This window comes from Paenibacillus sp. NN59 (assembly GCF_057597225.1).
This window is the reverse complement of record NZ_CP199678.1, coordinates 3285699-3298659: the sequence shown is the minus strand read 5'-3', so window position 1 is coordinate 3298659 and position 12961 is coordinate 3285699. Positions and strand designations below refer to the sequence as shown.

The following is a 12961-nucleotide window of genomic DNA, read 5'->3' as shown; positions in this document are numbered from 1 at the left end:
TTTTTATACTGTAACTCGTTCTACATACTGAATAGCTCATTCTGCTCACCCAAGCAGCTCTTTTATTACTTAAGACTGTTCCATAATTGCTGAAACGCCCCCTGCTCTACTTCAAAAAATACAGGTACATGACCGTAACGCACCATGCCTTCCTCACCGAACAACACAAGCTGAACCTTTGTTTTATCTTTCAGGGTCAAATAAATCATTTTGCGATCTTCTTTGCCATAGAGACGTTCTTCCAGTTCAGAACTTGTTGCAACCGGTGTTGCTTTGTACAATGCTTCAATAAAACGGTTCAGTGACTCGTCTGCCGGAAGCTGCTGTAGCTGCCCCAGCCCATTATTCCAGCTATCGAAGCTCTCCCACTGCGCTGCAGTCACATGACCCTCGATGTTAAGCTTGCCAATTAGATCTGTGCCGCTGCTAATCGACATACCATTGGTTTTATCGAACAATTGGGCGTAAACTTGTCCGTCTATTTCCGTATAAGACATAATCCGAAAATCAGAATCGTATCCGTTCACGGTGTAAATATCTGCTGTACCAATCGTCGAGGCCAGCTCTTTGTAGTCATCCTTACCACTTAGCTCATGGATGCCACCAGTCGTTTTGCCCAGTTTCTCACCTCGTAGCGCCAAGGCATCTGCAGCATCCACCGTTGTCGCAGATTCGGTGTAGGCGTTACCTTGATAAACAACTAATCCGATCATACTTGCTTTAACATTCTTATCATCACTGGGTAACTCAATCTTCGGAATCTCGACGGGAACAATATTTGAGTTTTCAGTTTTGATCGCAGTCTCTCCTTTGGTAACCTTTCCTTGGTTAACCTCTCCATTATTTAACGCAGTCTCTTTTGCAGGTGCAGTCGTTCCACCCCATTGCTGCCAGACGGTTGGTGCTGCAAGTCCGATACTGGCGGCGACAACAATGCTTGCTGCGACGATGTACAACGATTTACGAGGACGTTTCGTGGGTTGACGCTGGACATTCACGTTCTGTTCGATTCTTTTTTTCATCTGGTCATCTGGTTTCATCTGATCCACCGCTTTCTTATATCGTTGTTTGAATTGTTGTTCGTTCATGGTTGTTCCTCCCCCTCAAGCTCCACTTTTAATAGTTGTCTCCCCCGTTGTAATCTCATCTTCACAGCTGATTCACTAATCTCTAAAATTTGGCTAATGTCCCGGATGCCATAGTCTTCGTAATAATAGAGATGAACTACCGATCTATATTTCACGGGCAGAGACAACACCAGTTCAATCAAAGCCTGATCTTCAGGATTATCCATCATGACGGGTTCCACGGTTCCCAGCTTGACTTCCCGTTTACGCCAGCCTTTACGGAGCAGGGATTTGCAATGATTGGTAATCACCCGGATCAACCATGCTTTTTGATGTTCCGCATCGTTGAACGAAGGCGCTTTTTCCATCCATTTAATGAACGTATCCTGAGTGGCTTCTTCCGCGTCTTCCCGCCTGCCGAGGTGAACCATTGCAATCCGGAACAGCGTATCCGCGTATGTATCATAGATGTTCGTGACTTCATCACTTGGTTGGGATATGGTTTGCTGCATGGTTGTTGTGCCCTCCTTTATACCCTAAACACTCTTACGGACGACATTTGGTCACATTTTGTTTTCACTTTTTTTATCTCCGCTTGCAAAACACGCAAAAAAGGCTATTTCGCTGACAACACACTACCAAGTGCGTGTCATTGAAATAGCCCATTCATATTAACATTAACGGTAAAGTGCCCCGCTTTAAACGGGTTGATTCACAAACTAACTTATTTCCAAATAATCGAGATATGCGTCCCATGTACCGTCATCTGCTGTTACGATCAGCTCAATCACCTGATTTCCGGTGCCATGACTGATATTATTCAGCGTATACACTGCGGGACTGCTGCCTCCAAAATAAAACGTACCTTTCGTCTGCCCGCCAATCTTTAGATCCACTCTGGCCATATTGGCATTATTCGACGCACCTCGCAATGCGAATGAATGCGTCCCGCTTGAGAAGTTATGTGTCGTCCGCACGGCGTCATTATTCGCATACAAGACAACACCGTTGAACGGAGAGCTGATATTGCCAGTATACTGTCCGCTCTTGGTCATATTTTCTGTTTCGATTCTCACCGTCGTTGCAGGTGGATTGTTCGTTGCCCCATCCGGTGCAACGGCTCTTCCGGTGGATGGAGAGATCATACCGGCACACAGGCCTCGGTTTTTCAAATTTTGAGCAATCTGAGGAATAGCCTGAAGTGTTGTCTGGTACTGATCATGCATTAGAATAACATCTCCACTTGCCATACGATTCACCGCAGCTACTATCTGGGAGGCACTCGCTCCATTCCAATCCTGTGAATCGACATTCCACAACACTTCTCTCAAACCGTTCTGGCTAATGACCGATTTCACCGTTGCGTTGGTAGCACCATAGGGGGGTCTGAAGAGTGAAGGTGATGAACCGGTAATGGAACGAATGGTCTGCTGTGTACGTGTAATCTCAGATGCCATCTGAGAAGTATTCAGCTTCGTCATATCCGCATGCGTATAGGAATGGTTGGCAATCCACATGCCGGCGGATACCTGCGCACGAACCAAAGCTTGATTGTTTTGCGAGTTTTGTCCGGTATTAAACATGGTAGCGCGCAGACCCGACTGTTTCAGTGCATTAAGTATATTGTTGGTATTGTTGGAAGGGCCGTCATCAAAAGTCAGACCTACATAACCGTTAGGACAACGGGCATCGGCTGCAGTCGCAGAAGGCAGTGGAGGAATAGCGAATAACGAACCTAAAAGGGCAACAGACATGGCAGCTTTAATGAGCTTGGATTTAAACATGAATACACCTCCAGTTAATTGGTTAACATCATATTCTTTATGGTTCAATCGAAATGGCTTACTGCCGTACTTCGCTCCGCCTCCTCTCTTAACCAAAATCACCTTCCGATAAAAGCGCTTACATAGATGAATAGATTAAACTCTATCATTATGATGTTTCTAGCACTTCGCCCGGGTTGAATCTAGTATAAACGATGATTATATTGAAGTAAATTCAAATTATTACAATATATCCTATTTATTTTTCGATCCCAAAAAGAAAAACCTTGATACAGAGTCAACACCACCTAGAACATAGAGGGTTTAAACCTGTATCAAGGAGATAACTTTCACACTATTTATTTATTAAAGGTAACCTTTTCTACGCTACCATCCAGAGTAATGGATGTATCACGCGGTTTTGTTTCCGCAATTTTACGTCCTTCTCTGAAGGAGTACAGAACCGCTGCCTGTTTGCGCACCGCTTCGTATTCATTCTCTGCTTCCATAATAATGAAGTTTGCTGGCTTGCCTTCTTCAATACCGTAACGATCTTCAATGTGCAGTGTTTTGGCACTATTTTTTGTAATCAGATCGATGGAATTCACAATCTGGTCGTAACCCAGCAACTGTGAAGCGTGAATACCCATGTGAAGCACTTGCATCATATTGCCCGTACCGAGCGGATACCATGGATCGAAGATATCATCATGGCCGAAGCAAACGTTCAAGCCCGCTTCCTGCAGCTCCTTCACTCGTGTCAGCCCTCTTCTCTTCGGATACGTGTCAAAGCGTCCTTGCAGGTGAATGTTTACCAGCGGATTGGATACAAAGTTCAGATTGGCCATCTTGAGCAGCCGGAACAGCTTGTATGTGTATGCATCGTTGTATGACCCCATTGCAGTGGTGTGACTTGCTGTAGTACGTGAGCCTAGCCCTCGTTCATACGCTTCCTTGGCAACAACTTCAATGAAACGGGATTGCTCATCATCAATTTCATCACAGTGAATATCAATGAGACGGTCGTATTTTTCAGCCAGGTCAAAAGCAACTCTCATGGAATCAACGCCATACTCACGTGTAAACTCAAAGTGCGGAATGCCGCCGACAACGTCCACGCCCATTTTAAGTGATTCTTCCAGCAGCTCCACACCGTTTGGATAAGAGTGAATGCCTTCCTGCGGGAAAGCAACCAATTGAATATCGATGTACGGTGCCAATTCTTCCTTCACTTCAAGCATCGCTTTAACGGCGATCAGGCTTGGATCTGTCACATCCACATGTGTTCTCACATGCTGAATGCCTTGCGCCATCTGCCATTTCAAAGCTGTTTTGGAACGTGTTTTCACGTCCTCATGGGTCAGAAATGCTTTTCGCTCCGACCAGCGCTGGATACCTTCGAACAACGTACCACTCAGATTCCACTCCGGCTCCCCTGCTGTCAGCGTTGTATCCAGGTGAATATGTGGTTCAATGAATGGTGGCAACACCAGTGCTCCGCCTGCATCTAGTGTCTCTTCATTTGTACCCGAAGCTGGCTGTGGATCTTGTGTAATCTGCTCAAACTTCCCGTCTCTAAAGACGATATTCCAGAGGCCTTCTTTACCCCGCAATTTTGCGTTCTGTATAATCATGTGTTTTCCCCTTTTCTTTGGATGATGTCATGGACACGATAGCCATGAGGATTACATACGCTACGGCTGTACCGATCAGCGCATTAAGCGGTGTTACACCGGGAGCCAGTTGCGCAAATGCTACACCTATAGCCCATGCAACCATAGCGACCCAGTTTACTTTTTTGAAATTCATGTCGGCAAATGGTGCATACGATCTGCGTTTTACAATGAAGTAGTCCGCAATGATGATTGCTCCAATCGAGGGAATTGCTGCGCCGAGCACATTCAGGAAACCCACGAAGTTGTTGTACATCCACATCGCAAATACGGTCCCGATGATCCCGTTAACGATAACAAAGAATTTTTTCGATATTTTCGTAATGTTGGCAAAACCAAGACCCGAAGCATATAAAGCATTGTCGTTGGTTGTCCAGATATTGAGGCCCAGTACGATAATTGCTGGAATAAGTAACCCTTGCAGGAACATCACTTCTGATATGTCAGCCAGATTGTACGCCATTGCGCCGACAGCTCCAAACAAGAACATGAGTGAGTTACCGAGGAAAAATGCAATCACCGTCGCCGTAACCGCCTGCCGCGACGTCCGGGAGAAACGTGCAAAGTCTGGCGTGAGCGTCCCGCCGCTTATGAAAGAACCGATACAGATGGTGAGCGCTGCGGCCGCGGTAAGCGTCTGTGTTGGCGTGTAATCCAGCAACCCTTGTAGCCCGCCCAGCGAGCCAGCTCCCTCAAACATGGAGTACCCTCCGAGAATCGCTATGGCAGGTACTGCAATATAACCAAGAATAACAAGAGACTTCATACCGAAGATCGCGGATGCGGTCATGGCCAGACCGAATACAACGATAAGCAGGTATACGTTCCAGTCCATCGCTTTGGCAACCGGAATGGCAAACATCGCTACCCCAACCCCGAACCATCCGACCTGTGTAAAACCGAGCAAGAAGGAAGGTAGATAAGATCCTTTTTCACCAAACGAATATTTCGCCAGCAAATGGGTGGACAATCCTGTCTTGGCAGCGATATGCGCCAGCGCCCCGGTGTAGATGCCAAGCACCAGATTACCTGCCAGCACGATCGCCATAAATTCCATAAAGGTGAGGCTGACACCAAGTGTCCCACCAGCCAGCATACTAGCCGAGAAAAACGTGAATCCAAGCATGACGGATAACGTCTTCCAGAAATGATTGCGCTGTGCCTTCGGCACCTCTTGCCATGAAAACTCTTGATCTTGTTTGCTCATCAGAAACCCTCCAGTTAAAAGTGTTCTGATACCATAAAAAAAGCAGAAAAAGAGGCTACTTGTCACGCTTATACGCTGACAAGTAGCCTCTTTATGCATCATAATCCGCGCGAAGACACAGAACATTCCTGTGCAGGAAATGCTCTGATTCTCGCGTGATTACAAAATCCGCTGCCCTTGCCAGCCTCTCTGGACTGAATTAAAGGTACCAGTATTCAATTACATTCTATTATTTTGTAAAAATGGTTGACTGTCAATGTCATTTTCATCCAAATTCATTAATATTCGCATCGCGAGAAGCCGGTATTTAACTCATAATTCCTGTCGTAGCTTGGTCTCCACGTCTTCCCTTGCTACGTCAAAATAGGATGTAATTTATTAAAAAAGAATGAAGCACGTAGCAGGAACAATTCGCATAAATGTAGAATATTGTCACAAGCATAATTAAATTGAGGTGTGAAATGAGAAAATTCGTAAGTGTACTCTTGTTCAGTTTATTTTTTCTGATTGTCCTGCCCAATGTGGGACAAGCTGCCCCGCAAACTAAAATTATATTGGACGGTCAGGAGCTTGTGTTGCCGTCAGATGTCGAAGTTGTCAATGTAAACAACAATGTCATGATTCCCATTCGTGTTGTTGCTGAGAATTTGAAATTCAACGTGAAATGGGATCAGAAGAGTCAGAATGTGAGCATTGAACAAAATGCCAAGATCCTGTCTCTCAACGTAGGCAAGAAAGAAGCTAGGGTTCAGAATGAAAAAGTAACTCTGAACACGGCACCGAAATTAATCAAAAATACGGTCGTTGTTCCCCTTCGTTTTGTTAGTGAAGAGATGGGACTGTCCGTAAGCTGGAATAACAAAGAAAAAATTGTTGGCCTGACAAGCACTGAAGTTCCTCCTGTTGCTGAGCCATCCCCTGCACCCACTGTTCCAGGCGTAGGAAATAACATCGTATGGGGCAAAGTTAATGATCTCAGCTTTGCTAATCAGCAGCTTGTTGTATCTGTTGACAAAGAGGTTACGCCACAGATCACCAGACTATCCAATCCTGATCGTATCGTGGTTGATCTGCCGAATACCACCTTTGGAGATATCGGGTCAACATTACAGCAGGGCACGATGGGTAAGCTTGATGTTAGCGGTATTTCAAATGTAACAGAAATTCGATATGCCCTTTTCAAAAATGATCCGGCTCAAGTTAGAGTTGTCATTGAGTTGAATAATTTGAGCGATGTGCAGGTCAACTCTCAATATGTCAGTGGCAAACTAATTCTTGACTTAGCGCTTACACCTACGATCGGCGTTCCAATCAGCCCCGTTGGAAATGAAGGTGGCAAAAAAATCGTTGTCATTGATCCCGGGCATGGTGGCAAAGACCCAGGCACCATCGGTATCTCCAACACACAAGAAAAAGATTTCACGTTGCCGCTAGCTCTCAAAGTTCAAGCTCTTCTAATTCAGGAGCCGGATATTGAAGTTGTAATGACACGTGACACAGACGTTTACCCTACCCGCCCAGAGCGGGTGCAGCTGGCTAACACGTTAAACGCGGATGTGTTTGTATCCATCCATGGAAACAGCGTGAAAGCCTCACCACAGACCACAGGCACCGAGACGTACTATTACAAACGAAGCAGCAGTAAAGAACTGGCAGATATCGTACACAGACATCTCATAGAAGCGTTAGGCTTTAAGGATCGCAAGGTTAAGAACGGCAATTTGGAAGTGCTTCGCAATACAACGATGCCCGCTGTACTGCTTGAAATTGGATTTCTAAGCAATCTCGTTGAAGAACAAACAATGCTTTCCGACAGCGTTCAGAATAAAGCAGCTCAGGCTATCGTGGATGGAATCAAGGAGTTTTTACACCAATCGCAATGAACAGTGAATGTAATTGAGAACTGAATGTGAAGATAAGGATGTGCTTTGATGAAAAAAAAGACAAATATTATGCTCCTGCTCTATCTTACGGCTGTATTGCTCATCCTTGCCGGTTGCGGCAATAAACCGGCTACAGACCCTGGGAATGCGGAGCCTGCACCTAATACGACTCCATCTAACGGCTCTTCCCCCTCTGCACCAGATGCCGAGAAAAAAGAATCACAGGAAATTGAGGTGGGTTATGTGGACTCGGAACTCACGCAAGTCAAAACCAAAAAAGCTCAAATTGAATTTTCAAACAATAACGAGAAATATACACAAGCGTTTGATGAGATGCAGCGCTCGGATGACCCGGAGTATATCTCGTTGTGGAGTGACATCGGGCTGGAATCACTTGAGTTTCACGAAGCCGACGGCGTACTTACGTTAAACATTCATATTCCCGACGAAGCCAGGCTCGGTTCTGGCGGCGAACTTCTTTTCCTGGATACGTTGAAACAAACTATGTTTCAGTTTAAAGAAATCGAAAGCATACAGCTTCTGGTAGATGGGAAAGAAAGCGAGAGCCTGATGGGGCATGTGGAATTGGAGAATCCCATCGTTCGTGGTACGGAATAATTGGATCAGGCCTGGTAAATGGCGTCTACGAGAGCAAAGATATGAATAAGGCAACGCGTGGATAACTTCAGCGATTGCCACACTGTAAAGCGTAAAAAACCTTGCTACCTGATTCTATTCAGGGGCAAGGTTTTTCGACGATGAAACTTGATCTTTTCTAATGTGATCCGATTCGGTTTATTCGCCGGACTGTCCGGAATCGATTGGAAGTTTGCCTTTTGCCTCAAGTTTTCCTAGCAGTACCTTGATAGCAGCAAGCGTGTTGGGCTCCTGTTTACCATACACAGCAAGGGCTGAACGTACATTGTGCAAATGAAGCATCTCATAGGGATTGCCAAGAGACAGCAACGTATAACGGACTTGGCGTTGGTTCAGTTCGTTGATGAATAACTGCATCTCTTCCCAACGAAACTGACTTGCTACGTTGCGGAATTGATACGAAGCCATAAGAACATAGTCGGCCTTGTTTACGGTCTGGAGCACCGTTTTCATATTATTCGAGTTCAAAACAACCATCACCGTTTCAATGGAAGCATTACCAGCGGTTTGCTTGAGTTGCTTTTGCAACTGCTCAGCCTGATCCGCATCAGAAGCCACGATGACGACTCGATCACTGGCTCGAATTGTCTCTACGCTCTTGCCATCCGCTCCAGCCAAAACAGTAACCGCCCGCTCCGCAATGCTACGCTCCACCTGAAGGTGAGCATCAGATCCGATGATGCTTTTCAACTTATTTAACTTTTGTGTCAGAGACGGACCAGACTCAAACAGATGATATTTAGATTTTACCGTCAAAATACGTTTTACCGCCTCATGCACCCGTTCGCTAGAAAGTGTCCCGTTATTCACAGCTTGAATGAGTGCCTGATGAGCATTGGACACATCTTGTGGCATGAGCATGATGTCTACACCCGCGTCAGCGGCACGCCTAACGGCTTCCGTTTCACCAAAATGCTCACTAATCCCCTTCATCGTGAAAGCATCGGAAATAATCAGACCTTTATACTGCAACTCTTCACGAAGCAAGCCGGTTAACACCTTACGAGATAGTGTAGCTGGAAGCGGAACCGGTGTACCGTCCTTGCGTGAGGTTACTTGCTCGTTATCTATCGCCGGAAAGGCAATATGTGCCGTCATTATCATATCGACACCTTCCTTAATTACCTCCTTGAACGGTTTTAACTCCACCGCGTCCAGTCGCTCACGTCCATGTGTAAGCACAGGTAATCCCAGGTGAGAGTCAACGGATGTATCCCCATGCCCTGGAAAATGCTTCACGCCTCCAACAACATCCGACTGATGAAGTCCCTTGATCATGGCTAGGCCGAGCCGGGTTACCAGCTCCGCATTCGAGCTAAAGGATCGCATACCGATAATGGGATTGTCCGGATTGCTATTCACATCAAGCACAGGCGCAAAATTAACCTGAATACCAAGCGCTTTTAACTCTTCTCCAGTCAGTCGTCCGGCTGCTTCTGCCAGTGTAGGATCACCCGTTGCGCCTAGCGCCATCTGTCCAGGGAGATTGGTGCCGCCAGGAATACGACGAATCACCCCTCCTTCCTGATCGATGCCAATAAATAGCGGGATATCGCCAGTCTGGTTTTGGATTTGATGCGTAAACGTTGTAACTTGCTGTGCATCCACGATATTTTTTTCAAAAAGGATAAGTCCGCCCACATGCTGATCTTGAAGGTTACGTTTCAATCCCTCGTTTACAGTCGTTGTCGCTTTGCCGTTCCATTGTCTGATATCGGGCATAAGCATCTGACCTACCTGCTCGCTAACGGTCATATACGAAATGAGCTTGTCCCAATCCTTCGCCTGAATCGCCGCTTCACGTTCAAATTGAATGACACGTGCCATGAATACGGCATATTCCGCTCGTGTCACCGTCCGATCCGGTTGATACGTCCCATCTGGATAACCTCCAACGAGTCCGTTTGAACTCATAATCTGGATCGGCGCCGCCCCCCAATGTTTCTCCGTATCGGTCCACTTAGCGATCAAAGTCCCTTGTTGAAGCGGATATGCGCGCGTCAAAAAAGCTGCCGTTTCGGCCCGACTAATCGGTATATTAGGCCGAAAGGAGCCATCTGGAAATCCACCAGCCAGCCCATGCTGCTCAGCGATGGCAATCTCACGGTAAAAAGGATGATTTATCGATACATCGGTATATTTCAGCTTTTCCACTGGCTGTTCAAGCTGATCCGGATAAAGTTCACGCACCAAGAAGGTAATGGCCTGTCCTCGGGTTACAGATGTCTGCGGCTGGAACTTGCCATTGCCATAACCTGCGACTGTGCCCCTTTTGGCCATATACTGAATACCATCCTTGGCCCATTGCGTATGCTGGAGGTCGACAAAGGTGGTTTCCGCGTTGGCACTCCCCGCCCAGATCAACATAGAACCGAACGCTGCCGCCGCAATGGTTTTATACATTAAACGCAATTCATTTCACTCCCTGTTTAATTCAATAGTTCATGAAGGGTTAGACGCGAACTCCCCCGCTTTTGTTGCTCATGCATGATATAATCGAATTCATATTACTATTCGTCAAGAAAACGTCTGACATGGTTTTCGGGGGAATAAGAGTTTGGAGACATCTTATGTTAATGGTAAATATAGTGCTTGTTATGTTTTTGCTAGGTCTTCTTCTTGGTTTTGTTGGCGCAGGCGGTTCCGGTTTCATTATCTCGATCCTGACGGTTGCATTCGGATATCCTATTCATGTTGCTCTCGGGACGGCGCTTGCTGCGATGTTTTTTTCCTCGCTCTCGGGTTCAATCAGTCATTACCGGGAAGGTAATGCAATGCTCAAAACCGGTGTGATCGTTGGTCTGGCCGGTGCAACAGGAGCCTGGGTCAGCTCAGGATGGTCATCCTATATTCCTGAGGATCGGCTTGGTATGCTGACTTCTTTTATGCTTTTTGCATCAGGACTCGCGCTGTGGCTTCGCTTGATTCTTGTTTCGCGGCGCCCTGCTGGTTCTGAAATACCGACTGTCATACTCGGAAAAGGTCTGCGTTACTGGGTATATGCGTTATTGATTGGGGTAGTTACAGGTATGTTATCCGGACTGTTCGGTATTGGCTCCACGCCCTTTATCCAATTAGGACTTATGCTGTTGTTGAATATGCCTATGAGATATGCCGCTGGAACAACGATGTTGGTCATCATTCCCATAGCTTTAGCAGGCGGAGCCGGATATATGAGGATCGGTTATCTGGACTTGCAGTTGTTATTGCTGGTTGTAATCGGCACGATGTCCGGTTCATACGTTGGAGCGAAATTTACGAAACGTGTGCCTGCACTATGGCTGAAAGTGAGTATGGTCGTGACTCCGATGATTGGAGCAACTATATTATGGCTGTGACTTTCTTGAAGCGTTCTGTGTAAGGCGTGCTAGATGTAACGAAGAAGTTCATTGTTCAATTAAAAAAGGATGTCCCCTAACATCTCGATGATGTGAGAGACATCCTTTTTCGGGTTTCTATTTAAAAATACTAATCTATCATTGATACCCTATTAGATTATACACGCTGGAGATGGGTATCCTTAAACTCCGTTTCATATTTCAAACCAAAACCAAACATGCGATCCATACCAATGTGAGCGATCCAGATGAAGCTGATCAACGTCAGAACGTCCATTTTCAACACGTACCCCGCTGCCAAAAATACCATAGGAATAATGTACGTATGTCCCACATTGTAGATTAGTGCGCCCAGTTTATTGTTAGCTACGTAGCCAATCATGAACACATCCGGGACGAGAAGCAACAGCAGGAAGAGCCACCAGGAGTAATCATTGTAAAAGTAAATCGTTGTCGCTGCTGCGAGCACCAGCAAACCCTCTAATCGAATCCATAATCTAGTCATTTGGTTTGATCTCCTTTGTTTAAATGTAATTTATTTTGATTTTCATGTTCTCCATTGGGAGATTTTATTCCACTTAGCATCCACCCGACGCCCTGAGATACCTGTTCGTGTGAGAGCGGCTGGGCGGACAGCAATACAGGCGATTGTAACGTTAATCCGTCGAACACAGCTTGAATTAAGACTGCGAAGGTTTCTTTTTCACCTTCGTCCAGAGGCAGATCCAACCGATCAATGATTAATCGAATACCCGATTTCATCTCTTGATAGAGCTTTACTAACTCGTGCGCGAGTTTCTCATTACTGACACTTTCCGTCCAGAGACTGATTAACAGTGTAAACCACTCCGGGTTTGTTTTACGAAATTCAACGACGTGTTGCAACGCTTGCTGGAGCAATGCTGCAGGTTGTGCTGACATATCCAATTGTTGCAGTGCTTCCTTCATCCCGCGGTTAATCATCCATTCCCGCACAACTTCCACCAGAAGTGTTTCCTTCGTATAAAAATGGTAGCCGATCAGTCCCTGTGCCACCCCGGCTTTAGCCGCAATTTCTTTCATGGTAGCTTTGGAATAGCCTACCTGACCGAACAATGTAAAGGCCGCTTGTAAAATGGCGTTTCTGCGCTCATCTTGATTTTCGGATTGTTGCTTAGACATTTAATTTCAACTCCGATACTGTTTGGTTGAACAGTCAATTTATGTCCTTATCTTAAAACTGTTTGGTCGAACAGTCAACATGTTTTTTGACATTTCAAATTGTATGTTGCTTCCAAATGAATATGTTATACTATACACGTTATATTAATGGTTTATTTTAGGAGGTTTTAAAAATGATGAGCAGTGTGGGATTTCCAGGTATGTTATTTGCA

At 45.7% G+C, this 12961-nt stretch carries 11 protein-coding genes; 3 read left to right on the top strand and 8 right to left on the bottom strand.

Translation table 11 applies throughout. From position 1 onward, the window contains the following. Positions 1-65: 65 nt before the first annotated feature. From ACT89M_RS14545 to codB, 5 genes are all read right to left on the bottom strand, one after another. Positions 66-1088 (bottom strand): hypothetical protein, encoded by a 1023-nt coding sequence (locus tag ACT89M_RS14545; protein WP_154889017.1) that lies wholly within the window; start codon positions 1086-1088, stop codon positions 66-68. Further along, positions 1085-1579 carry an RNA polymerase sigma factor gene (locus tag ACT89M_RS14540; protein WP_154889019.1) on the bottom strand — a complete coding sequence of 165 codons (495 nt, stop codon included), beginning with the start codon at positions 1577-1579 and terminating at the stop codon, positions 1085-1087. Before ACT89M_RS14540 ends, ACT89M_RS14545 begins: the two co-directional genes overlap by 4 nt. Before the next feature lie 207 nt (positions 1580-1786). Next, on the bottom strand, positions 1787-2851 hold the full coding sequence (locus ACT89M_RS14535) for a polysaccharide deacetylase family protein (RefSeq protein WP_154889021.1): 1065 nt from the start codon (positions 2849-2851) through the stop codon (positions 1787-1789). 338 nt (positions 2852-3189) lie between these two features. Further along, entirely contained in the window at positions 3190-4464 is a 1275-nt protein-coding gene (locus ACT89M_RS14530; protein WP_154889023.1) for a cytosine deaminase, read from the bottom strand. After that, positions 4433-5710, bottom strand: coding sequence for a cytosine permease (gene codB, locus ACT89M_RS14525; RefSeq protein ID WP_253494630.1), 1278 nt, complete (start codon positions 5708-5710; stop codon positions 4433-4435). The genes ACT89M_RS14530 and codB overlap by 32 nt, the downstream gene beginning before the upstream one ends. 461 nt (positions 5711-6171) lie before the next feature. On the opposite strand from codB, the gene ACT89M_RS14520 reads away from it, so the two are divergent. Continuing rightward, complete coding sequence (locus ACT89M_RS14520; RefSeq protein WP_308721810.1) at positions 6172-7593, top strand: N-acetylmuramoyl-L-alanine amidase family protein; 1422 nt, start codon at positions 6172-6174, stop codon at positions 7591-7593. A gap of 48 nt (positions 7594-7641) precedes the next feature. Continuing rightward, on the top strand, positions 7642-8211 hold the full coding sequence (locus tag ACT89M_RS14515; protein ID WP_308721811.1) for a GerMN domain-containing protein: 570 nt from the start codon (positions 7642-7644) through the stop codon (positions 8209-8211). A gap of 177 nt (positions 8212-8388) precedes the next feature. Here the strand turns inward: ACT89M_RS14515 and ACT89M_RS14510 are convergent, their stop codons facing one another. Continuing rightward, positions 8389-10653: a glycoside hydrolase family 3 N-terminal domain-containing protein gene (locus ACT89M_RS14510; RefSeq protein WP_308721812.1), complete on the bottom strand. Its 2265-nt coding sequence runs from the start codon at positions 10651-10653 to the stop codon at positions 8389-8391. 167 nt (positions 10654-10820) lie between these two features. On the opposite strand from ACT89M_RS14510, the gene ACT89M_RS14505 reads away from it, so the two are divergent. Further along, on the top strand, positions 10821-11588 hold the full coding sequence (locus ACT89M_RS14505; RefSeq protein WP_308721813.1) for a sulfite exporter TauE/SafE family protein: 768 nt from the start codon (positions 10821-10823) through the stop codon (positions 11586-11588). A gap of 157 nt (positions 11589-11745) precedes the next feature. Here the strand turns inward: ACT89M_RS14505 and ACT89M_RS14500 are convergent, their stop codons facing one another. Then, positions 11746-12093 (bottom strand): DUF4260 domain-containing protein, encoded by a 348-nt coding sequence (locus tag ACT89M_RS14500; protein WP_308721814.1) that lies wholly within the window; start codon positions 12091-12093, stop codon positions 11746-11748. After that, positions 12090-12749: a TetR/AcrR family transcriptional regulator gene (locus tag ACT89M_RS14495; RefSeq protein ID WP_308721815.1), complete on the bottom strand. Its 660-nt coding sequence runs from the start codon at positions 12747-12749 to the stop codon at positions 12090-12092. The genes ACT89M_RS14500 and ACT89M_RS14495 overlap by 4 nt, the downstream gene beginning before the upstream one ends. Positions 12750-12961: the final 212 nt, after the last annotated feature.